Raw genomic sequence first — 22,700 nt, forward strand, 5'->3', positions numbered from 1 at the left:
TCCCACCAGCGGGGACGCCTCAAGGACTCATGAGGACGGTACAGCCATGCCTTCTTTCGACACTCCCGAACCGATTTCGGTTACCGCACACGTGGGCGCCGGTTCCATCCGGTTCACCGCGAGCGACCGCCTCGACACCGTCGTCGAGGTGAGGCCCGGCAGCCCGAAGCGGGACAAGGACGTGCGGGCCGCCGAGCAGACCGAGGTCACGTACGCGAGCGGCGTCCTGACCGTCACGACGAAGGAGCGCCGCTTCGTCGGGCCCACCGGCTCCGTCGATGTGACGGTCGACCTGCCCACGGGCTCGCGCGTCGCAGTGACCGGCTCCTGGACCCAAGTGCTCGGCGAGGGCCGGCTCGGCGAGGTGCGGGTGAAGACCTCGGGCGGTGACGTCCGCCTCGGCACAGCCGGGCCGCTCCAACTGACCGCCTCCCACGGCTCGATCACCGTCGACCGGATCGAGGGCCTGGCCGAGATCGCCACCAGCTTCGGCAGCCTGCGCGTCGGCACCGTCGACGGCCCCGCCGTCCTGAAGAACTCGCACGGCACCACGGTGGTCGGCGCCGCGATCGGCGACCTCCGGGTGAGCGGCGCCCATGGCGACATCGACATCCAGCGCGCCGAGAGCTCGGTCACCGCCACCACCGCTCAGGGCACCCTGCGCGTGGCCGAAGTGACCCGTGGCACCGTCCAGTTGGAGACCTCCTACGGCGCCATCGAGGTCGGCGTCCGCGAGGGTACGGCCGCCTGGCTCGACGTCAGCTCGCGCAACGGGCAGGTGCGCAATGCGCTCGCCGCGTCCGAGGCCCCGGAGAAGGCCGAGGACACGGTCGAGGTCCGCGCCCGGACCCGGTTCGGCAACATCGACATCCGCCGCGCCCGGGTCTGAGCACCGGCCGGACATTCGCCCATTCAGCCCGGCGACTTCAGCCTTCGAAAGCCTTCGAAAGGGAGGGCTCCATGCCTTCTTCTGTCATGCCCACACCCAGAAAGGGTGGCGGCCCGCAGGCGCCCGCCGCCGTCTCCACCATCGGTCTGCGCAAGTCGTACGGCGACAAGACCGTGCTCGACGGCATCGATCTGCGCATCCCGGCCGGGTCCGTGTTCGCGTTGCTGGGGCCCAACGGCGCCGGCAAGACCACCACCGTGCAGATTCTGTCCACGCTCATCGCCGCCGACGGCGGCCAGGCCCAGGTGGCCGGGCACGACGTCGCCACCTCACCCGACGGCGTACGCGCCGCGATCGGTGTCACCGGGCAGTTCTCCGCGCTCGACGACCTGCTCACCGCCGAGGAGAACCTGCTCCTCATGGCCGACCTGTTGCGCCTCGGCAAGCGTGAAGGGCGCTTCCGTGCACAGAAGTTGCTGGAGCGGTTCGACATCGCAAACGTCGCGCACAACCGAGCCGCGACCTTCTCCGGCGGTATGCGGCGCCGGCTCGACCTCGCCATGACACTGGTCGGCGATCCCCAGGTGATCTTCCTGGACGAGCCGACGACCGGGCTCGACCCACGCAGCCGCCGCACCATGTGGGACACGGTGCGCTCGCTGGTCGCGGGCGGCACCACCGTCTTCCTCACCACCCAATACCTCGACGAGGCCGACCAGTTGGCTGACCGGATCGCCGTGCTCGACGGCGGACGGATCGTCGCCGAGGGCACCGCCGACGAGCTCAAGGCGCGGATCCCGGGCAGCCACGTACGGCTGCGGTTCACCGAGTCCGCCGAGTACGAGCGCGCGGCCGCCGCCTTCCCCGGCGCGGCCCGGGACGAGGAGAACCTCGCCCTGCGTGTGGCGGGCGACGCGGGCCTCGACGCGCTGCGCGCCCTGCTCGACCGGCTCGACGCCGCCGGCATCCGGGCCGCCGACTTCTCCGCGCACACCCCCGACCTCGACGACGTGTTCCTCACCCTGACCGGCGACGGCAGCACCGGTACGTCCCTCCACGTCAAGGAGACCCTGCGATGAGCACCCTCACCTACGCCGTGCACGACTCGATGACGATGACGCGGCGCAACCTGAAGCACGCGATCCGCTATCCAGCCGTGGGGTTCGGCAGCGCCCTGACGCCGATCCTGATGCTGCTGCTGTTCGTGTACGCCTTCGGTGACGCGATCGGTGCCGGCGTGGGCGGCGGCCAGGACGCGTACGTGAACTACCTGACGCCCGGCATCATCGTCATGGGGGTGGCGGCAGGAGGGATGTCGACCTCGATCGCGGTCTGCTCCGACATGACCGAGGGCATCATCAACCGCTTCCGCACCATGAACATCACGCGTTCGTCGTTCATGACGGGGCATGTCATCGGCAGCGTCATCCAGACGATGGTGTGCATGGTCCCGGTCGTGGGTGTCGCGCTCGCGGTGGGCTTCCGGTCGGATGCGAGCGCACTGGAGTGGCTGGCCGCCGCCGGTCTCCTCACGGCCATCGCGTTCGCGGTGACCTGGCTGGCGGTGGCGCTCGGCCTGGCCTCCAAGACCGTCGAGTCCGCGAGCAACAAGCCGCTGCTGATCCAGTTCCTGCCGTTCCTCGGCTCCGCGTTCGTGCCGGCCGACTCGATGTCGCCGGGTCTGCGCTGGTTCGCCGAGAACCAGCCGTTCACGCCGATGACCGAGACGCTGCGCGGTCTGCTCTCCGGCTCGGAGATCGGCAACAGCGGCTGGATCTCGCTCGCCTGGTGCGCCGGCATCACCCTGGTCGGCTACGTCTGGTCGCGCTCGCTGTTCAACAGCACCACCAAACGCTGAGAGCCCGTCTTCCGAGCCCGGTCGATCTCGTACACACACCACGGCGGAGGGCCTCACGCACACAGGGGCCCTCCGCCCGCAGCGGTCCCGCAAGGGCTTCGCGGAGGCCTCCGGACGACCCCGCCCACACCGGCGTCCGGCAGGACGTGCCTCGCGCGGACCGAACACCCCTCCGTGGAACCGGAGTCCGGGAGTGGCAGAGGTCTGTGCCGGTGACGTGTCCCTACTTGAGCGCACCCGCCGTGAGGCCGGCGACCACCTGGCGCTGGAAGACGATGTACGCCGCCAGGACCGGCAGCATCGCCATGACCAGGCCCGCGAACAGGCCAGACCAGTCTCCCTTGTAGCCCTGACTGACCGCCAGTTGGACCAGGCCCTGAGTGAGGACGCGCTTGTCGGGGTCCGTGTTCAGGACCGTCGGCAGCATGTACTGGTTCCACTGGCCCAGGAAGTTGAAGATGCCGACGCTGATCAGGCCGGGCTTGGCCATGGGCAGCATGATCTGGAAGAACGTGCGCGTGTGGGAGGCGCCGTCGACGAAGGCCGCCTCCGCGACGGACGAGGGCAGCGTCCGGAAGAACGCCGTCAGGAAGAACACCGTGAACGGCAGCGAGTACGCGATGTAGACCAGGATCAGGCCGTGGATCGTGTTCAGCAGCCCCATGTTGTTCACGACGTAGAACAGCGGGACCAGCGCGAGCATGATCGGGAAGCTCATGCCGCCGATGAACAGGTAGTAGATGAAACGGTTGCCCGGGAAGTCGAACCGGGCCAGGACGTACGCCGCCATGGAGCCCAGGACCAGCGTGCCGATCAGCGAACCCCCCACCACCAGAATGGTGTTGAGGAAGTAGTCGCTCATGTTGGCCTGGGTCCAGGCTCGCGACCAGTTGTCGAAGTGCAACTTGTCCGGCAGCGCCCAGGGCGAGCTGAAGATCGAGCGGTCGTCCTTGAAGGACGTCATCACCGCCCACAGCAGCGGCATGACCACCATGAACGCCCAGAGGATCAGGAAGCCGTGCGAGAAGGCGTTGAGGACGTTGCCCTGCTTCTTCTGCCGGCCGTGCCCCGCGGCGGGTATGTCGACCTTGGCCACGGGCACGCCCGACTCGGCCGGCACGGGAGCGGGGGTCTCGGTCGTCTTCATCTGCTCAGAACTCCAGCCGCTCGCGACGGCCCAGCCGCATCACGACCGCCGCGAAGGCGAGTGTGACGACGAGCAGGGCGACGCCGATGGTGGTGGCGTAGGCGGCCTGACCGTCCCGGAACGCCTTCTGGTACACGTACAGGACCATCACCGTGGTCGAGTAGTCGGGGCCGCCCGGTCCGACGGTCATGATCTGCACGACCGCGAACGACTCGGCGCCCAGGGCGAGGATGCCCATGTAGACCCAACCGGACTGCACGGTGTCCCACAGCAGCGGCAGGGTGATGCGGAAGAAGGTGGTGAAGCGGCTCGCGCCGTCCAGCAGGGCCGCCTCGTACAGGTCGGCCGGGATGGACGCCATGCCCGCGGAGAACAGGACGACGAAGAAGCCGACCGTCGACCAGACGAGCACCGCCATCACGGCCCACAGGGCCAGCCCCGGGTCACCGAGCCACAGCGGCTGGACGCTGTCGAGGCCGATCCCGCGCAGGATCGAGTTGATGGCGCCGCTGTCGGGGTTGTACGCGAACTGGAACAGCAGCGCGACGATCGCGATCGACAGCACCTGGGGGAAGAAGTAGACGATCTTGTAGAAGCCGGAGCCCCGGACGCCCGAGATCACCGGGCCGCCCTTTCTGCGCCGGCCGCCCACATTGATCATGAAGGCGAAGAACAGGGCCAGACTGATCGTCACCACCGGCAGCAGCAACGCGAACAGGAGGCTGTGCTGCAACGACTTCCAGAAGATCTCGTCGTCGAACATCCTCTTGTAGTTGTCGAAGCCCACCATCTTGAATTCGGGGCTCAGACCGGTCCAGTCCGTGAACGAGTAGTAGATGGACTGGATGAACGGCCATATGACGAAAAGCGCGTACAGCCCCAGGGGCACCGCCAGGAACCCCACGATGAACCGGTACTTACCGTGTTGCATTACTGCCGACCCCGATCTCTGCGCGGGTGCCGTCGCCAGGGCCTGTCCGGCGGAATTCGCCGGACAGGCCCTGGCGACGGATCGTCACTGGTGCTTGTAGTGCTTGATCGACGTGTCCTTGGCGGCCTCGTCGGCGAAGCCCTGGATCTTCTTGATGGCCTCGGCCGGGGTGAGCCGGCCCGCCATCATCTCGCCGAGACCGGCCACACCGATCTTCTCCTTCTGGAGCTGCACGTACCAGTCCTGGAGCCGCGGGTTCACCACGTTCTGGCCGGCCTTCTCCAGCGCCGCGACACCGGACTTGAGGCCCGGGGTGAGGGAGATGCCGTCGGTGCCGCCGTTGTACGCGGTCAGCGACTTCACCTTGGCCGTGAAGTTCTTCGACGACGCCTCGCTGAGCATGATGCGCAGCTGCTCCATGCCGCCCGCGGCGTTCTTCGCCTTGGCCGGGACGATGAAGGGCTCACCGCCGGACGCCCAGATGGTGCCGAACGGCAGCTTGTCGGAGCTGTCGATGCCGGTCGGCGCCGAGACGGCCAGATTGAAGTCGGCCGGGATGACGTTGGCCGACTCGTTCTCCACCCAGGAGCCGTTCGGGATGAACAGCGCCTTGCCCTGGGCCCATGCGGTCTGCGACTGGATGTGGTCGAGACCCGGGGTGCCCTTGAGGACGTATCCCTTCTTGTAGAGCTCGTAGTAGGCCTCGAAGCAGGCCTTGACGGCCGGGTGCTTCCAGGCGTTGGGCTCCAGGTTGTCGATGGCGTCGAGGACCTCGCGGCCGCCGACCTTGCCGATCATCGGGTAGAGCGAGAAGGGGATGTAGTACGGGTACTTGCCCGCGTACGTCCAGCCCGCCATGCCCTTCTTCTTGGCCTTCTCGCAGACCGCGAGCATCTCGTCCCAGGTCTCCGGGTACTGGGCGTCCAGCGAGTCGAGGGCCTTCTGCGAGTACCAGACGCCGTACACCGTGTAGGCGTAGTACATGATCCAGACCGGGTTGCCGTCGAACTGGCCCATCTCCACGATGCCGGGGCGCAGCGTGTCGCGGACCTTCTTGTTCGGGTCGTCGTACGACGGCGCGTCGAGCAGCGGGGTGAGGTCCGCGAGCTGGTTCTTGCCGACCAGGACGCCCATGTCCATCTGCTCGGCGCCGGAGTTGTCGATGAGGTCCGGCGGGTTGCCCTGGTTGAAGCGGGGCTGGAGGGTCGACTGGATCTTCTGCGTGGCGGAGAACTTCACCTTGACCTTCGGGAAGGCCTTCTCGTAGACCTTCACCGCGTCCTGGGCGTACTCCTTGCCGAAGCCGCCGTCGAACAGCACGAATTCCATGCCGGCGGTGTCGTTGACGGCGAGCGGGTTCTTCGCGGTCTTCTTGCCGGACTCGGCCTTGTCCTGACTGTCACCACCGCTGCTCGCACACGCGGACAGGAAGCTCATCGTGGGTACGGAGATCAGACCCAGGGCGGCGGACCGCTTGATCAGATCACGCCGTCCCACGCCTTCGGAACCGTTCGCTGCGGAAGTGGATCCCATGCTCAAGTCCTCACCTTCTCCAGGACTCAGGCGGTGAACCGGATCCTCCCCGGCACCGCGGTCGGGTAGTGCAGGGTCGTGCAGGAAACGCCGACAGGTATAGTCCACTTCCCGCCAGCTGAGCAAGATCGAATGCAAGGTTGGCCATGGGTCTTTTCCGAGTTGAGACCTCACGGAAATCTGAGACGCCTGTGTGCGCCTTGCCGGAAAAATCCGCGACATACGGCCCCCAATGCCACAGTCAACGCCCTTGACATCACCGGGCACTTGACTCCCTACTGGTTCCTGCGCACCGATTTTGACAACGTTGTCCAACGTGTGCAGGGAGGGAACCCGCTTTGTTGCAGCGAAGAACTGGGCACAGATGGGGTCCGGCGGTCGTGGTCACGGCCGCCTTCGTCATGGCGGTCGGCTCGCAGGGAGCAGCGGTCGCCCTGCCCGCCCAGGCGGCCGCCACGGACCAGGAGTTCGCCTCGTCGTTCGAGACGGGCGATCCGGCACCGGACTGGCTGAGCACCGTCGACACGAAACCGGACGGGAGCAAGCGTTCCTCCGGCGTCGACGGCGGCTACAGCACCGGCATTCCGGGCAATGTCACCGACCATGTCACCGACGTACGGGCGAGCAGCGAGAACACGGGCGGGGGCGAGGTCAAGGAGAACCTCGTCGACGGCGAGCCGAGCACCAAGTGGCTCACCTTCGAGCCCACCGGCTGGGTCGAGTTCGACCTCGACAAGCCGGTCAAGCTCGTGACCTATGCCCTCACGTCGGCCAACGACTACGACGAACGCGACCCGAAGGACTGGACGCTTCAGGGCTCGACGGACGGCAAGGACTGGAAGACCGTCGACTCCCGTTCCGGGGAGTCCTTTTCACAGCGCTTCCAGACCAAATCGTATGATCTCGCCGAGCCGGCCGAGTACCAGCACTTCCGGCTCGACGTGACGAAGAACAACGGCGCGTCGGGCATCCTTCAACTGGCCGACGTGCAGTTCTCCACCGGCGGCACGGGCGACCCGGTGCCGCAGGACATGCTCTCGCTCGTCGACCGCGGCCCGAGCGGCTCGCCGACGGCCAAGGCGGGTGCGGGCTACACCGGCAAGCGGGCCCTGCGCTACGCGGGCCGGCACACCGCCGACGGGCAGGCGTACTCGTACAACAAGGTCTTCGACGTGAACGTGAAGGTCGGCCGCGACACCCAGCTGTCGTACCGGATCTTCCCGTCGATGGCCGACGGCGATCGCGACTACGACGCCACCAACGTCTCGGTGGACCTGGCCTTCACCGACGGCACCTATCTGAGCGGTCTGGGCGCCACCGACCAGCACGGGTTCACGCTGTCCCCGCAGGGGCAGGGCGCGGCCAAGGTGCTGTACGTCAATCAGTGGAACAACGTGGCCTCGCGAATAGGCTCGGTCGCCGCGGGCAAGACCGTGGACCGGATACTGGTCGCGTACGACTCCCCCAAGGGCCCGGCGAAGTTCCGGGGCTGGCTCGACGACGTGGCGATCAAGCCGGTCGCCCCCGAGAAGCCGAAGGCGCATCTGTCGGACTACGCGCTGACCACCCGCGGCACCAACTCCAGCGGCAGTTTCTCGCGCGGCAACAACTTCCCGGCGACCGCGCTGCCGCACGGCTTCAACTTCTGGACGCCGGTGACCGACGCGGGCTCGCTGAACTGGCTGTACGAATACGCGCGGGCCAACAACGCCGACAATCTGCCGACGATCCAGGCGTTCAGCGCGAGCCATGAGCCGAGCCCCTGGATGGGTGACCGGCAGACCTTCCAGGTGATGCCGTCCGCCGCGTCCGGCACCCCGGACACCGACCGCACGGCACGGGCGCTGGCCTTCAGGCACGAGAACGAGACGGCACGGCCGTACTACTACGGCGTCCGTTTCGAGAACGGCCTGAAGGCGGAGATGACGCCGACGGACCACGCGGCAGCACTGCGCTTCACCTACCCCGGTGACGACGCGAGCGTGCTCTTCGACAACGTCACCCAGCAGGCCGGCCTCACCCTCGACAAGGAGCACGGCATCGTCACCGGCTACTCCGACGTCAAGTCGGGCCTGTCGACGGGCGCGACGCGGCTGTTCGTCTACGGCGTCTTCGACAAGCCGGTGAAGGAGGGCGACTCCAGCGGCGTGAAGGGCTATCTGCGGTTCGACGCGGGCTCCGACCACACCGTCACCCTGCGGCTGGCCACCTCGCTGATCAGCGTCGACCAGGCGAAGGACAACCTGGGCCAGGAGATCCCGGACGGCACGTCCTTCGATGCGGTGAAGGCCAAGGCGCAGCACGCCTGGGACGAGATCCTCGGCAAGGTCGAGGTCCAGGGCGCGACGCCGGACCAGCTGACGACCCTGTACTCCTCGATGTACCGGCTGTACCTGTACCCCAACTCGGGCTTCGAGAAGGTGGGTTCGAAGTACCAGTACGCCTCGCCGTTCTCGCCGATGCCGGGTCCGGACACTCCGGCCCACACCGGCGCGAAGATCGTCGACGGCAAGGTGTACGTCAACAACGGCTTCTGGGACACCTATCGGACGACGTGGCCGGCCTACTCCTTCCTGACACCCGGTCAGGCAGGCGAGATGGTCGACGGGTTCGTGCAGCAGTACAAGGACGGCGGCTGGACCTCCCGTTGGTCCTCCCCCGGCTACGCGGACCTGATGACCGGCACCTCCTCCGACGTGGCGTTCGCGGACGCATACGTCAAGGGCGTGAAGTTCGACGCGAAGGCGGCGTACGACGCGGCCGTGAAGAACGCCACGGTCGTCCCACCGTCCTCCGGTGTGGGCCGCAAGGGCATGGCCACCTCGCCCTTCCTCGGCTACACCACCACGTCCACCGGCGAGGGCTTCTCCTGGGCGATGGAGGGCTACGTCAACGACTACGGCATCGCCAAGATGGGCGAGGCCCTCTACAAGAAGACGGGCGAGAAGCACTACAAGGAGGAGTCCCAGTACTTCCTCAACCGCGCCCAGGACTACGTGAACCTCTTCGACTCCCAGGCCGGGTTCTTCCAGGGCCGTGACGCACAGGGCAACTGGCGCGTGGACTCCGCCAAGTACGACCCGCGCGTATGGGGTTACGACTACACGGAGACCAACGGCTGGGGCTACGCCTTCACCGCCCCGCAGGACAGCCGCGGCCTCGCCAACCTGTACGGCGGCCGCGCCGGCCTCGGCGACAAGCTCGACGAGTACTTCGCCACGCCGGAGACGGCCTCGCCGGAATTCGTCGGCTCCTACGGCGGTGTCATCCACGAGATGACGGAGGCGCGAGACGTCCGGATGGGCATGTACGGCCACTCCAACCAGGTCGCCCACCACGTCATCTACATGTACGACGCGGCCGGCGAGCCCTGGAAGGCCCAGCAGGACGTCCGCGAGGCGCTCTCCCGCCTCTACACCGGAAGCGAGATCGGGCAGGGCTACCACGGTGACGAGGACAACGGCGAGCAGTCGGCCTGGTACCTCTTCTCCTCGCTCGGCTTCTACCCGCTGGTCATGGGCAGCGGCGAGTACGCCATCGGCTCCCCGCTGTTCAAGAAGGCCACGGTCCACCTGGAGAACGGCCACGACCTGGTGATCAACGCCCCGAAGAACAGCGCGAAGAACGTCTATGTGCAGGGCCTGACCGTCAACGGCAGCCCCTGGACGAAGACTTCGCTCCCCAACTCCTTGCTGGAGAAGGGTGGCGTGCTGAACTTCGACATGGGCGCCAAGCCGTCCAAGTGGGGCACCGGCAAGAACGCGGCCCCGGTCTCCATCACCCAGGACGACACGGTCCCCACGCCCCGCGCGGACGTGCTGAAGGGTGACGGCGCCCTGTTCGACAACACGTCGGCGACGTCGGCGGCGGTGACGTCCGTGGACCTGCCGGTGGGCGGTGCCACGCAGGCCGTCCAGTACACCCTGACGTCCGGCACGGACCACACGAAGGCACCGACCGGCTGGACCCTGCAGGGCTCCAGCGACGGCACCACATGGAAGACCCTGGACCACCGCTCCGGCGAGTCCTTCGCCTGGGACCGGCAGACCAGGGCGTTCACGGTCGACTCCCCCGGCTCGTACGCGAAGTACCGGCTGGTCCTGGACGGCGAGTCGACGCTGGCGGAGGTGGAGCTGCTGGCGTGACGAAGGCCTGACCACCGAGAGGGCCCGCCGGTCGAGACCGGCGGGCCCTCCTGCTTCACCGGGGCGTTCAGCTCACCGCGAGGGCGAACACGTGCAGGTTCGTGTTGTTCGGCAGCGTCACGCTCTTGACGGTCTTGCCGGACGGCGCCTCGAACGGCTTGGTGGCGAAGACGTACGTCGCCACCGGGTCCTTGTCCGCGCCGCCGACGTTGCGGTACGCGGCTTTGGCCACGACCGCGTTGCCGTACTGGACGGTGCCGCTTCCACCGCCGACGGTCCAGTCGGTGAAGGAGAGGTCGACGGTGTCGGTGCTGCCGTCGGTGTAGGTGACGGTCGCCTGCGTCTGCTGGTTGCCGTTGACCGCGCTGCCGACGAACGACAGCTTGGCTGCGGGTGTGGGCAGTTCGATCCTCTGGCCGGTCGCGGAGGCGTTGTCGGGCCGGCCGGCGGGCGAGTCGGGCCAGGTGAACGTGAGCCCCTCCACCGTCCCCTGCGCACCCGGGGTGAGGCCGGCCGCCGCGAGCGCCTGACGGGAATAGCTCCAGCCGCCACCGTCGTAGTCGGCCTCGTCGTGGTCACCGGTGTCGTCCGAGACGCCGGTGTTGTTGTAGGCGGCGACGAGCGAGCCGGGCGCGGCCACCGTCAGGGACACCGGCTGCTCGTACGAGGTGTCGCCCGAGGTCACCGTGACCTTGATGTCGTAGAAGCCCTGCCGGGTCTCACCGGTGGTGGCGAGCGCTATCTCCTGGGAGCCGTCGGTCACGGTGCCCTCGGCGGGCGATGCCGTGATCCCGTCGGGGGTCTCGACACGGAAGCGCACCTCCGGCCCGCTGCCGCCGCTCAGCGACAGCGCGCGGATGCCGACCTTCGTGCTGTCACCGGGGGCGACGGTGGCGGCGGTCGGCCCGACGCCGATCTGGTACGGCTGCTCGCCCTCCCGGAAGGAGGGCGGCGGCGTGGCTGCCCCCCAGGTCTTGTTCGGAGTGCCTGAGAGCGTGTAGTCGAGGCGGCCGCCGTCCCGCACGAACGACGCCGGGAGCCAGGCCCGGTCGCTGGAGCGCCCGTCGACCTTCAGCGACTGGACGTACGGCGTGTCGGCGGCCGCTCCCGTCGCCCGGATCGAGATGTCGTTGCCCTGCGGCCGGTCGATCTCGACGCGCTCGAACAGCGGTGAGCCGAGGACGAGTTCGGCACGCGAGGGTACCTGCGGATACATGCCGAGCGCCGAGAAGACGTACCAGGCCGACATCGCGCCGAGGTCGTCGTTGCCGGGGATGCCACCGGGCTGCGTCGACCAGAGCTGCCGCATCGCCGCGCGCACGGTCTCCTGGGCCTTGTAGGGGGCACCCGCGTAGTCGTACAGGTACGGCACGTTGATCGAGGGTTCGTTGTCCATCTCGGACTTGGTGCCGCCGTTGCCGGTGAAGGCCCAGCTGCCGTCGGCGTTGTGGAAGAAGTCGTCGAGCCGGGCCAGCGCCTTGCCGGTGCCGCCCATCGCCGCGAACAGGCCGGCCGGGTTGTGCTGGACCATCCAGGTGTACTGGGCGGCCGTACCCTCCACGAACCCGTTGCCGGTGTCCGGGGTGAAGCCGGTGACCCAGCTGCCGTCGGCCTTGCGGTTGGCGATGTAGCCGCCGCTCGGGTCGGCGGCGATGTTGAAGTTGTTCTGCCACCACTGGGCGCGGCTCGCGAAGGTCGCGGCCGTGTCCTTCTGCCCTGCGGCCTGGGCGAGTTGGGAGAGCGAGAAGTCGGCGGTGGACATCTCCAGGGTCTCGGCGGCGCCGCCCCAGGCGTTGGAGACGCTGGGCATGTAGTGCAGCTGGAGGTACTTGTCGAGCGAGGGCCGCTGGCCCACCGACAGCACGGGCTTGCCCGCCGACGACAGGTCCTGCGGCGTCGGCACGGTCGCCGCCTTCACGAGCGAGTCCAGCGCGCCGCGCAGATCGAAGTCGGTGCCGCCGAAGGCGCGGATGCCGGCCAGGGCGGTCGGCGAGGGGTCGCCGTTCATGACGTGCGTGCCGCTCGCGCCGTGCAGCCAGCGGTCCCAGGTCCCGCCGTTCTGCCCGGCGAGTTCGTACAGCGACTGCGCGATGTCGGAGCCGGTGCGCGGGTCGAGCAGGGTGAGCAGCTGCACCTGGTCGCGGTAGACGTCCCACCCGGAGAAGGTGCCGTACTGGGCCTGGTGTCCGCGTCCCACCCGGTGCACCTTGCCGTCGCTGCCCCGGTACCGGCCGTCGGCGTCACTGATGACGTTCGGGTGCAGCAAGGCGTGGTAGAGGGCGGTGTAGAAGGTGGTCCGCTCGTCGTCGGTGCCACCGCCGACGCGGATCGCGTCCAGCCGGTCGCGCCAGGCTGCCGCGGCGGCGCCCTGCACCGCGTCGAAGGACCGGTACGACGGGTTCTCCGCCGCGAGATTGGCCTCGGCGCCGGCCTGGCTGACGTACGAGATGCCGACCTTGACGTTCACCGGGCCGGTGCCGGGCGCGAACTCGACGTATCCGCCCGCCCCCTTGCCCGTGACGGGCCACCCGCCGTTCGAGAACCCGCCGGTGCCACCGGAGGCGCTGGTCGCCCCGGGGTTCACTTTGTCGTCCTGCCAGGTGCCGGTGGCCTTGAAGGCGCGATCGAAGCGGGCGGTGAAGTACAGGGTGTAGTAGGAGCGTTGGCCCTCGGCATCGAGATAGCCGCAGAAGTTCCCGGAGGTGACGGAGCCGGAGACGGTCCGGTTCTTCGGGTCGATGCTGATGGTCGAATCGGCCGAGCCCACCTCGGAGTTGGCGGTGCGGACCAGAAGCGAGGCGGGCTTGTCGGCGGGGAACGTGAAACGGCCGGAGCCGGTGTGCGCGGTGGCGGTCAGGTCGGCGGTGACCCCGGACGACAGGCCCACCTTGTAGTGGCCGGGCTCGGCGGTCTCGTCGGCGTGGCTGAAGTCGGCGGCGTAGACCGCGTCCTTGGTGTCGGTCGCCGGGGACGAGGTGACCTCACCGGAGTACGGGAAGAACGGGATGTCGCCGCTGCCGCCCGCACACCCCGTGCCCGACATGTGCGTGAGGCTGAAGCCGCGGATGCGGGTGGCGTCGTACTGGTATCCGCCCGGCGCGACGGTACTGGTGGCGCTGCCTCTGGTGTTCTCCGGGCTCCAGGAGAGCATGCCGAAGGGCACGACGGCGCCCGGGAAGACATCGCCGCCGTTTCTGGTGCCGATCAGCGGGTCGACGTATGTCGTGGGGTCTTTGACCAGGCCGGGTGGTGCGGCGGTCGCCGCGAGGGCGGGTGTGGCGCCGCCGACCGCGAGCGCGGCGGCGAGCAGCAGGGACACGGGACGGAAACGCATGACGCGGCCCCTCCTCCTTGGGACGGGTCGCGCACCACAGGTCGCACAAGCCGCAGGGACAGTAACCTGCGCCCCCGGTACCGCGGAAGACCGCCGCACCGGTCGCACCGACACTCCCGGGTTCATCCGTGTGGGCTGTCCCAAGTCGCTTGACATCGTTGTCCGTTGGCGCGGTACAGTCATGTACGGAGTCACCAGACAACGTTGTCGCGCGCCACAGCGCCGTCACAAGCCACGTTCCACCCGGGCAGGGTGCTCCCCCGTCGCCTGCCCGGCTCGCGGACCCGGTGTCGTGCCCAACCCCACCGGGTCCGCCCAGAGCGCTCAAGCACCAGCTCCCGTCGAGCCCGAAGCCCCGGGCGGTGCGGGCACTTACGTTCCGCTTGCGGCGCATCCGCCGCCCCTCTCACCTGCACGAAGGCCCCACTGCACACCCTGGTCCAGGCACCGTGGCGCACCCGCACCGCCATGCTGGCCGTCTTCCAGGTCCTGCAGGCGTTCGGCTACTACGGCTTCGGCACCCTCGCCCCGCTGGTGCTCGCCGGCAAGGGCTACGACATCGTGCAGAGCCTGACCTTCAGCGCCCTGTCCTTCGTCGGCTACCCGATCGGCTCGCTGCTGTCCGTCCCGATCCTGGAGCGCGTCGAGCGCAAGACCCTGATCACGCTGTCGGGGCTCGCCATGCGCGGGTTCGGCCTCGGGTTCGGCTACGCCCACTCCACCGCGCTGATCGTGGCCCTCGGCTTCTGCTACACCCTCGCCAGCAACCTCTTCTCCAACGCCTACCACGTCTACCAGGGCGAACTCTTCCCCACCCGGCTGCGGGCCACCGGCGCGGGCACCGCGTACTCCCTCGGCCGGCTGGGCTCCGCCGCCATGCCGTACGTCCTGCTGCCCCTGCTGGTCGGCCACGGCGCCGACGCCGTCTTCGCCTTCATCGCCTGCGCCATGGCCGGGGCCGTCCTCGACATCGGCCTGCTCGGCCCGCGGACGACCGGCCGCTCCCTCGACGAACTCGCCGACTCCACCAGCGGGGACGCCCCGGTGACCGCCGCGACCGCAGTCTCCCCGGCCCGGGCCTCGACCGCCTGCCACCACCCGAACCCCGGCGCCTGACCGCGCCGGCCCCGCCGGAACACACCGAGGGCCGCATCCCCGTCGCCGGGGACGCGGCCCTCGACCGCTGTGCCGTACCGCTTACTTGTTGATCAGGCTGCGCAGCACGTACTGCAGGATGCCGCCGTTGCGGTAGTAGTCGGCCTCACCGGGGGTGTCGATGCGGAGGACCGCGTCGAACTCGACGCCCGTGTCGGTGGTGACCTTGACCGTGCGCGGGGTGGTGCCCTCGTTCAGCCCGGTGACGCCCGTGAAGGTGAAGGTCTCCTCGCCGGTCAGACCCAGGGACTGAGCCGAGGCGCCCTCCGGGAACTGGAGCGGCAGGACGCCCATGCCGATGAGGTTCGAGCGGTGGATGCGCTCGTACGACTCGGCGATGACGGCCTTGACGCCGAGGAGGGCCGTGCCCTTGGCCGCCCAGTCGCGGGACGAACCGGAGCCGTACTCCTTGCCGGCCAGGACGACCAGCGGGGTGCCCTGCGCGAGGTAGTTGCGCGAGGCGTCGTAGATGAAGGAGACCGGGCCGCCCTCCTGCGTGAAGTCACGCGTGTAGCCGCCCTCGGTGCCCGGCGCGATCTGGTTGCGCAGGCGGATGTTGGCGAACGTACCGCGGATCATGACCTCGTGGTTGCCGCGGCGGGAGCCGTACGAGTTGAAGTCGCGGCGCGAGACGCCGTGCTCGGTGAGGTACTGGCCCGCCGGGGTGTCGGCCTTGATCGCGCCGGCCGGGGAGATGTGGTCGGTGGTGACCGAGTCGCCCAGCTTGGCCAGGACGCGGGCACCGGCGATGTCGGTGACCGGGGCCGGCTCCATCTGCATGCCCTCGAAGTACGGGGGCTTGCGGACGTACGTCGACTCGGTGTCCCACTCGAAGGTGTTGCCGGTCGGGATGGGCAGGGACTGCCACTGGGCGTCGCCCGCGAAGACGTCCTGGTAGGACTTGTTGAACATGTCCTCGCCGATGGCATTCGCCACGACGTCGTTGACCTCGGCCTCGGTCGGCCAGATGTCGGACAGGTAGACGGGCTTGCCGTCCTGGTCGGTGCCCAGGGCGTCCTTGGTGATATCCACCCTCATGGAGCCCGCGAGGGCGTACGCGACGACCAGCGGCGGGGACGCCAGGTAGTTCATCTTGACGTCGGGGTTGATCCGGCCCTCGAAGTTCCGGTTGCCGGAGAGGACCGACGTCACCGCGAGGTCGTGGTCGTTGACGGCCCGGGAGACCTCCTCCGGCAGCGGGCCGGAGTTGCCGATGCAGGTGGTGCAACCGTAACCGACCAGGTTGAAGCCGACCTTGTCGAGGTACGGGGTCAGACCGGCCTTGTCGAAGTAGTCGGTGACGACCTTCGAGCCCGGGGCGAGGGTGGTCTTGACCCACGGCTTGCGGGTCAGGCCCTTCTCCACGGCCTTCTTCGCGACGAGCGCGGCGGCGACCATGACGTACGGGTTCGAGGTGTTGGTGCAGGAGGTGATGGCCGCGACCGTCACCGCACCGTGGTCGAGCGTGTAGCTCGTGCCGTCGGGGGCGGTCACCTGGACCGGGTTGGACGGCACGCCGTTCGGGTGGACGGCCGGGGCGTCGGAGGCCGGGAAGGACTCCTCGCCCGCCTCGTCGGCGGTGTCGACGTAGTTGCGGACGTCCTGCTTGAACTGCTCGGCGGCGTTCGCGAGGACGATGCGGTCCTGCGGGCGCTTCGGGCCGGCGATGGACGGGACGACGGTCGACAGGTCCAGCTCGAGCTTCTCGGAGAAGTCGGGCTCGGCCTTCGGGTCCAGCCAGAGACCCTGCTCCTTGGCGTACGCCTCGACGAGCGCGACCTGCTGGTCCGAACGGCCCGTCAGGCGCAGGTAGTTCAGGGTCTCGCCGTCGATCGGGAAGATGGCGGCGGTGGAGCCGAACTCCGGGGACATGTTGCCGATGGTGGCGCGGTTGGCGAGGCTCGTGGCCGCCACACCCTCGCCGTAGAACTCGACGAACTTGCCGACGACGCCGTGCTTGCGGAGCATCTCGGTGATGGTCAGCACGAGGTCGGTCGCGGTCGTGCCGGGCTTGAGCTCACCGGTGAGCTTGAAGCCGACGACGCGCGGGATGAGCATGGAGACCGGCTGGCCGAGCATGGCGGCCTCGGCCTCGATGCCGCCGACGCCCCAGCCGAGCACACCGAGGCCGTTGACCATGGTGGTGTGCGAGTCGGTGCCGACGAGGGTGTCGGGGTAGGCCTGGCCGCCCCGCACCATGACGGTCCGGGCGAGGTGCTCGATGTTCACCTGGTGGACGATGCCGGTGCCCGGCGGGACGACCTTGAACTCGTCGAACGCGGTCTGACCCCAGCGCAGGAACTGGTAGCGCTCCTTGTTGCGGCCGTACTCCAGCTCGACGTTCACCTTGAAGGCGTCGTTGGTGCCGAACTTGTCGGCGATGACGGAGTGGTCGATGACCAGCTCGGCCGGGGCCAGCGGGTTGATCTTCGCCGGGTCGCCGCCCAGCTCCTTCACGGCCTCACGCATGGTCGCGAGGTCCACGACACAGGGCACGCCGGTGAAGTCCTGCATGATCACGCGGGCCGGCGTGAACTGGATCTCCTGCGACGGCTGGGCCTGCGAGTCCCAGTTGCCGAGGGCGCGGATGTGGTCGGCGGTGATGTTCGCGCCGTCCTCGGTGCGGAGCAGGTTCTCCAGCAGCACCTTCAGGCTGTACGGAAGGCGGGCCGAGCCTTCCACCTTGTCCAGCCGGAAGATCTCGTACGACTCGTCGCCCACCTGCAGCGTGCTGCGGGCGTCGAAGCTGTTCGCCGACACGACAGTCTCCTTCATTGATGTGCGCGTACCACCGCATCCTGCCGCCACGCAAGCTTGGCCGATCCGCTAAGGTAAGCCTAAGTAAGGCGACCCTTACTCGAGTGGCGACCGCGGTGCGCCTGGCAGATATCTCGATGTCGAGATAACTCTAGTACATGGGGCCGGGATGGTCATGCCCAGCCCGGTCCGACCCTGCCGCTTTCCGGCGGCAGCCCGCCACGGGATCATCCGGCGCCGGGATACCGGAGGTGCGCCTCTGGTACTTACGAGTGATTATCTACCAAAACGGGCAAACTGATTATTTGGTGGTCAATCCCTTTTATTTCCTTGTTCCCGCTGGTCATTGACCGGCCGTCACCCGAATGGACCCCCCAACAGGCGCCATCTCATATCTGAGATAACCTCAACCTCATGGCAGACGACTACCTCGTACGCATCGGCCGACTCATCCGTGACGCCCGGCAGCACCGGGGCTGGACACAGGCTCAGCTCGCGGAGGCACTCGGTACCAGTCAGAGTGCCGTGAACCGTATCGAACGCGGCAACCAGAACATCAGCCTTGAGATGATCGCGCGAATCGGTGAAGCCCTGGACAGCGAGATCGTCTCGCTGGGCTACGCGGGCCCGATGCATCTGCGAGTCGTCGGCGGCCGGCGGCTGTCCGGCGCCATCGACGTCAAGACGAGCAAGAACGCCTGCGTTGCCCTGCTGTGTGCCTCGCTCCTGAACAAGGGCCGCACGGTCCTGCGCCGCGTCGCGCGGATCGAGGAGGTCTACCGTCTGCTGGAGGTGCTCGGTTCCATCGGCGTGCGGACCCGGTGGATCAACGACGGGGTCGACCTGGAGATCGTGCCGCCGGCCGAGCTGGAGCTGGCGGCGATCGACGCGGAGGCGGCCGTACGCACGCGCTCCATCATCATGTTCCTCGGCCCGCTGCTGCACCGCATGGACCGCTTCAAGCTGCCCTACGCCGGCGGCTGCGACCTCGGCACGCGGACCATCGAGCCGCACATGATCGCGCTGCGCCGGTTCGGTCTCGAAGTCGCCGCCACCGAGGGGCAGTACCACGCCGAGGTGGACCGTTCGGTGCGCCCGGACCGTCCGATCGTGCTGACCGAGCGCGGGGACACCGTCACCGAGAACGCGCTGCTGGCTGCCGCCCGCCATGACGGCGTCACGGTCATCCGCAACGCGTCCTCCAACTACATGGTCCAGGACCTCTGCTTCTTCCTGGAGGCCCTGGGCGTCCGCGTCGACGGCATCGGCACGACCACGCTCACCGTGCACGGTGTGCCGACCATCGACGTCGACGTGGACTACTCCCCCTCCGAGGACCCGGTCGAGGCGATGAGCCTGCTGGCCGCCGCGGTGGTCACGGAGTCCGAACTGACCGTGCGCCGTGTGCCCATCGAGTTCCTGGAGATCGAGCTCGCGGTCCTGGAGGAGATGGGCCTCGACCACGACCGCACCCCGGAGTACGTCGCCGACAACGGCCGTACGCGCCTGGTGGACCTGACCGTGCGTCCCTCCAAGCTGGAGGCGCCGATCGACAAGATCCACCCGATGCCGTTCCCCGGCCTGAACATCGACAACGTGCCGTTCTTCGCGGCCATCGCGGCGGTCGCTCAGGGCAAGACGCTGATCCACGACTGGGTCTACGACAACCGCGCGATCTACCTGACCGACCTCAACCGCCTCGGCGGCCGCCTGCAGCTGCTGGACCCGCACCGCGTCCTGGTCGAGGGCCCCACGCGCTGGCGCGCGGCGGAGATGATGTGCCCGCCGGCCCTGCGCCCGGCGGTGGTCGTCCTGCTGGCGATGATGGCGGCCGGGGGCACGTCGGTGCTCCGCAACGTCTACGTCATCAACCGCGGCTACGAGGACCTCGCGGAGCGCCTCAACTCGATCGGGGCGCAGATCGAGATCTTCCGGGACATCTGACCCAGGAATGCCGCCGCACCCTCTCCGGCCTGCACGGATGCAGGTCTGGAGCGGGTGCGGCGGCATCTGTGGGACTTCGCGCGGACTTGACGGCCGGGATCGGACGCGGGAGTGGAAGCAGTTCCTGCCGTTCACCTTGCGTCGATCCCAACTACGTTGCTTGCCCTGTAAGGAGATTGACGGCATCAAGTCCCGTCTCTCCGGGCATCATCTGGCGGTGGACCCGCACGCACGAGCAGGCCTGCGCGTCAGTTGATATCCATGCGATTGCGCACATAGTTGTGAGAGGCCGTGAAGATGATGGACAGTCACGACCGTTGCGACAGTGCGGACGAGTCGAGGGGCAACAGACGCGAGGCGGCGACCCCGCCCGTACCCGGCAGCGATCTTCCCGCCCCCCGGCTGGCGCGCACCATCCTCATCGCCGCGCTGCTGAGCTTCGCGCTCCTGACCACCGTCAACATCCTGAGCGCCGGTGTCTCCACGACCGCCGAGACGACCGGTCTGCTCCTCCTCCTGATGATCCTCGCCCTGCAGCTCGTCCACTCCGTGCCGGGTGGCAACCGGGCGCCCCTGGCCCGCAAGTGCCTGACCCTGGCCGTCCAGGCACTGCTGACCTATCTGCCGCTCCTGCTGTTCCAGACCTTCTGGGCGACGATGGCCGGCTACCTCGCGGGTTCACTGCTGCTGCTCCTCCCGCCCCGGGTGGCCTGGCCGCTCTACGGAGTCGTGGGGCTCAGCATGCTGATCCCACCGGCCCTCGACGGCCGGCCGGTCATCGACAGCATCCGTCTCGCCCAGTCCTCGCTCCTGACCGGATTCGTCCTCTACGGGCTCACCCGGCTGACGGAACTGGTCACGCGACTGCACGCCGCCCGCGGTGAGCTCGCCCGCCGGGCGGTCACCGGAGAACGGCTGCGCTTCGCCCGGGACCTGCACGACCTGCTCGGCTACAGCCTCTCGGCGATCGCGCTGAAGAGCGAGCTGATCCACCGGCTCATTCCCGCGCATCCCGCCCGCGCGATGAAGGAGGTCGACGAGGTGCTGTCCATCGCCGAACAGTCCCTCGCCGACGTCCGCAAGGTCGCGGGCGGGTTCCACGACCTGTCACTACGGCAGGAGATCAAGTCGGCACGGTCGATGCTCGACGCCGTCGGCATCGACGTACGGGCGGAGGTCGAACTGGGGCCGCTCTCCCCGCACGTCGACACCGCGCTCGCCACCACGCTGCGGGAGGCCGTCACCAATCTGCTGCGGCACAGCAACGCCTCACGCTGCTGCATCGAGGCCGTTCAGCTGGACGGTCTGGTCCGGCTGGTGGTCGAGAACGACGGCGTCGACTCCGCCCACCACGCCCCCTCGCCCTACGGCGGCAGCGGACTCGGCAATCTGCACACGCGGATGACCGCGGTGGGCGGGCGGCTCGAGTCGGGCCCCTGGAAGGACGGCACGTTCCGGCTGCTGGCCGAAGTGCCCGCGCAAAGCGCCTCCTCCACCGCGTGTGTGGGCGGCTGACCGACCCGGAACCGGGGACGTGGGCGGCGGTATCGGCCGGACGGCCGCCGCCCACGCGCCGCCGGAGGCGGCAGCCGGTCAGAGGGGACCGGGGCCGCCGCCCACGTCGGTCGTGTTCCCCTGCGCGGACAGGGACCGGTGCGCGGAAGCCGGCCTGTGGTGGACGGTGGTCAGATCGTTCTCGGTGATGCCGAGCGAGGCCAGTGTCTGCCACGGCCGTACGCCGGTCACGGGGCCGGAGGTCACGTCCTTGTCGTTCCCGGGTTCGCTCATGAGGACCTCTCGCTGAGTAGGGTGCGGGTCGTCGGCCGGGTACCGCGGCGCGCGAAGCGCAGCCACAGCAGCCGGGAGATGAGCCAGCGCCGCATCGCGCCGAGATGGGCGGGCGAACCGTGCACGTCGTCGAACGTCTTGAACCGGACGTCGTCGAGCGTGCGGCGCAGCAGCGCCTGGTCACCGGCCGGGATGATCTCGTCGCGGCTGCTGGCGACGTACCGGACGGGAATCCGCACCTGACGCAGCTGCTCGGGCGTGAGCGCGAACTGCGGGAGCAGGTGCCGGAGTCCGGTGAGGTCCGCGCTGCCGGTGAGGCGGCGCAGAGTGTCGGCCGTGATGCCGGGCACCCGGGGCCACCAGGCCTCGTCGGTGAAGAAGCCGGCGACGGGTGCGCCCACGGTGAGGACGCGGCGGATGCGGGAGTCCTCGGCGGCGGCGCGCACGGCGAGGTGGCCGCTGAAGCTGAGGGCGAGCATCGAGGTGTCGGAGACCTGGGCGCGGTCGGCGAGCTCGTCGAGCAGGAAGCCGAGGATGCGCCAGGAGTCGGGGCCGTAGACGGAGGTGTTCTCGCCGACGCCCGGCAGCTCGGTGACGACGGCGGCGAAGCCGAGTTTGCGCAGCAGCGGCAGCAGGGGCGCCCACTGTTCCTTCACGCTGACGATGCCGCCCATGACGACCAGCAACGGGCGGGGCCTGTCGAGCCCGGTGGCCCAGCAGGCGACGGTGCCGTCGCCGTGCTCGAACTCCAGGCGCTCGATGCCGTCCTGGCCGCGGCGCCACTGGTCGAAGGTGTCGACGCAGAGCCGCTGGGCCCGGACGCGGTCGGCGTCGCCGTGGTAGGGGAACCGGGCGAGCGCATAGTGCCGGCACGCGTCGAGGAGGTCGCCGCGGTCGGCGGCGGCCCGGCCCTCTGCGGTCCACACCGCGGCCCACGACTCCGGGGCGCCGGGGGTGTCGGTGGTGATCCGGGTGAGGACCCGCGTGGCGTGCTCGGCCGTCATGCCCTGGCCCCGGGCGTGCAGACGGGCGAATTCCTTGAGTTCTTCCAGATGGTCCATCGGTCTCCTAGCGAGGGAACCACCGGCTTCGGCCGGTGGCGCCGTCGGGGCGGCGGGGACGCCGAGGGAGACCCTGCCCGCCGGCTCCCGCCGGAGCGGCTGTGCGCACCCATTGTTCCGTCGTCCGCTTGCGCCGTGCTTGTACGTGGCGCGACGTG

At 68.7% G+C, this 22,700-nt stretch carries 14 protein-coding genes; 7 read left to right on the forward strand and 7 right to left on the reverse strand.

Translation table 11 applies throughout. The annotated features are described in order from the left end of the window. The first annotated feature begins 46 nt into the window (after positions 1–46). The 3 genes from IEZ19_RS18290 to IEZ19_RS18300 all read left to right on the forward strand — a co-directional run bounded on the left by IEZ19_RS18290 (position 47) and on the right by IEZ19_RS18300 (position 2,747). Positions 47–889 (forward strand): DUF4097 family beta strand repeat-containing protein, encoded by an 843-nt coding sequence (locus IEZ19_RS18290; protein ID WP_189312267.1) that lies wholly within the window; start codon positions 47–49, stop codon positions 887–889. A gap of 86 nt (positions 890–975) precedes the next feature. After that, the gene (locus tag IEZ19_RS18295; protein ID WP_189312354.1) at positions 976–1,968 is read left to right on the forward strand and encodes an ATP-binding cassette domain-containing protein; all 993 of its coding nucleotides are present in this window, start codon (positions 976–978) and stop codon (positions 1,966–1,968) included. After that, a complete protein-coding gene (locus IEZ19_RS18300; protein ID WP_189312268.1) occupies positions 1,965–2,747 on the forward strand; it encodes an ABC transporter permease in 783 nt (260 codons plus the stop codon). Before IEZ19_RS18295 ends, IEZ19_RS18300 begins: the two co-directional genes overlap by 4 nt. A gap of 223 nt (positions 2,748–2,970) precedes the next feature. On the opposite strand, the gene IEZ19_RS18305 is transcribed toward IEZ19_RS18300, so the two are convergent. The 3 genes from IEZ19_RS18305 to ngcE all read right to left on the reverse strand — a co-directional run bounded on the left by IEZ19_RS18305 (position 2,971) and on the right by ngcE (position 6,358). Then, positions 2,971–3,894 carry a carbohydrate ABC transporter permease gene (locus IEZ19_RS18305; protein ID WP_189312269.1) on the reverse strand — a complete coding sequence of 308 codons (924 nt, stop codon included), beginning with the start codon at positions 3,892–3,894 and terminating at the stop codon, positions 2,971–2,973. Positions 3,895–3,898: 4 nt separating this feature from the next. Beyond that, complete coding sequence (locus IEZ19_RS18310) at positions 3,899–4,825, reverse strand: carbohydrate ABC transporter permease (protein ID WP_189312270.1); 927 nt, start codon at positions 4,823–4,825, stop codon at positions 3,899–3,901. 84 nt (positions 4,826–4,909) lie between these two features. Beyond that, complete coding sequence (gene ngcE, locus IEZ19_RS18315) at positions 4,910–6,358, reverse strand: N-acetylglucosamine/diacetylchitobiose ABC transporter substrate-binding protein (protein WP_189312271.1); 1,449 nt, start codon at positions 6,356–6,358, stop codon at positions 4,910–4,912. Positions 6,359–6,759: 401 nt separating this feature from the next. Here ngcE and IEZ19_RS18320 point away from each other — a divergent pair, with 401 nt between their 5' ends. Then, positions 6,760–10,503 carry a GH92 family glycosyl hydrolase gene (locus tag IEZ19_RS18320; RefSeq protein WP_189312355.1) on the forward strand — a complete coding sequence of 1,248 codons (3,744 nt, stop codon included), beginning with the start codon at positions 6,760–6,762 and terminating at the stop codon, positions 10,501–10,503. A gap of 67 nt (positions 10,504–10,570) precedes the next feature. Here the strand turns inward: IEZ19_RS18320 and IEZ19_RS18325 are convergent, their stop codons facing one another. Continuing rightward, positions 10,571–13,837 carry a GH92 family glycosyl hydrolase gene (locus IEZ19_RS18325; protein ID WP_189312272.1) on the reverse strand — a complete coding sequence of 1,089 codons (3,267 nt, stop codon included), beginning with the start codon at positions 13,835–13,837 and terminating at the stop codon, positions 10,571–10,573. Positions 13,838–14,089: 252 nt separating this feature from the next. Between IEZ19_RS18325 and IEZ19_RS18330 the strand changes: the two genes are divergently transcribed. Beyond that, positions 14,090–14,953, forward strand: a complete 864-nt coding sequence (locus IEZ19_RS18330) for an MFS transporter (protein ID WP_268248642.1) — start codon at positions 14,090–14,092, stop codon at positions 14,951–14,953. 81 nt (positions 14,954–15,034) lie between these two features. On the opposite strand, the gene acnA is transcribed toward IEZ19_RS18330, so the two are convergent. Further along, entirely contained in the window at positions 15,035–17,752 is a 2,718-nt protein-coding gene (acnA, locus tag IEZ19_RS18335) for an aconitate hydratase AcnA (protein ID WP_189312274.1), read from the reverse strand. Positions 17,753–18,163: 411 nt separating this feature from the next. Here acnA and IEZ19_RS18340 point away from each other — a divergent pair, with 411 nt between their 5' ends. Both IEZ19_RS18340 and IEZ19_RS18345 read left to right on the forward strand, forming a co-directional pair. Further along, positions 18,164–19,693, forward strand: a complete 1,530-nt coding sequence (locus IEZ19_RS18340) for a helix-turn-helix domain-containing protein (protein ID WP_189312275.1) — start codon at positions 18,164–18,166, stop codon at positions 19,691–19,693. 297 nt (positions 19,694–19,990) lie between these two features. Beyond that, complete coding sequence (locus IEZ19_RS18345) at positions 19,991–21,208, forward strand: sensor histidine kinase (protein ID WP_229840453.1); 1,218 nt, start codon at positions 19,991–19,993, stop codon at positions 21,206–21,208. A gap of 78 nt (positions 21,209–21,286) precedes the next feature. On the opposite strand, the gene IEZ19_RS18350 is transcribed toward IEZ19_RS18345, so the two are convergent. Together IEZ19_RS18350 and IEZ19_RS18355 are read right to left on the reverse strand one after the other, a co-directional pair. Then, the gene (locus IEZ19_RS18350; protein ID WP_189312276.1) at positions 21,287–21,481 is read right to left on the reverse strand and encodes a hypothetical protein; all 195 of its coding nucleotides are present in this window, start codon (positions 21,479–21,481) and stop codon (positions 21,287–21,289) included. Further along, positions 21,478–22,542, reverse strand: coding sequence for an alpha/beta hydrolase (locus IEZ19_RS18355; protein WP_189312277.1), 1,065 nt, complete (start codon positions 22,540–22,542; stop codon positions 21,478–21,480). Before IEZ19_RS18355 ends, IEZ19_RS18350 begins: the two co-directional genes overlap by 4 nt. Positions 22,543–22,700: the final 158 nt, after the last annotated feature.

It is taken from the genome of Streptomyces brasiliensis, from assembly GCF_014647875.1.
Classification (GTDB): Bacteria; Actinomycetota; Actinomycetes; order Streptomycetales; family Streptomycetaceae; genus Streptomyces; species Streptomyces brasiliensis.

Coding starts and splice junctions, on each gene's coding strand:
- IEZ19_RS18290 (WP_189312267.1), top strand. CDS start 47: ATGCCTTCTTTCGACACTCCCGAACCGATTTCGGTTACCGCACACGTG.
- IEZ19_RS18295 (WP_189312354.1), top strand. CDS start 976: ATGCCCACACCCAGAAAGGGTGGCGGCCCGCAGGCGCCCGCCGCCGTC.
- IEZ19_RS18300 (WP_189312268.1), top strand. CDS start 1,965: ATGAGCACCCTCACCTACGCCGTGCACGACTCGATGACGATGACGCGG.
- IEZ19_RS18305 (WP_189312269.1), bottom strand. CDS start 3,894: ATGAAGACGACCGAGACCCCCGCTCCCGTGCCGGCCGAGTCGGGCGTG.
- IEZ19_RS18310 (WP_189312270.1), bottom strand. CDS start 4,825: ATGCAACACGGTAAGTACCGGTTCATCGTGGGGTTCCTGGCGGTGCCC.
- ngcE (WP_189312271.1), bottom strand. CDS start 6,358: ATGGGATCCACTTCCGCAGCGAACGGTTCCGAAGGCGTGGGACGGCGT.
- IEZ19_RS18320 (WP_189312355.1), top strand. CDS start 6,760: ATGGCGGTCGGCTCGCAGGGAGCAGCGGTCGCCCTGCCCGCCCAGGCG.
- IEZ19_RS18325 (WP_189312272.1), bottom strand. CDS start 13,837: ATGCGTTTCCGTCCCGTGTCCCTGCTGCTCGCCGCCGCGCTCGCGGTC.
- IEZ19_RS18340 (WP_189312275.1), top strand. CDS start 18,164: ATGGCAGACGACTACCTCGTACGCATCGGCCGACTCATCCGTGACGCC.
- IEZ19_RS18345 (WP_229840453.1), top strand. CDS start 19,991: ATGATGGACAGTCACGACCGTTGCGACAGTGCGGACGAGTCGAGGGGC.
- IEZ19_RS18350 (WP_189312276.1), bottom strand. CDS start 21,481: ATGAGCGAACCCGGGAACGACAAGGACGTGACCTCCGGCCCCGTGACC.
- IEZ19_RS18355 (WP_189312277.1), bottom strand. CDS start 22,542: ATGGACCATCTGGAAGAACTCAAGGAATTCGCCCGTCTGCACGCCCGG.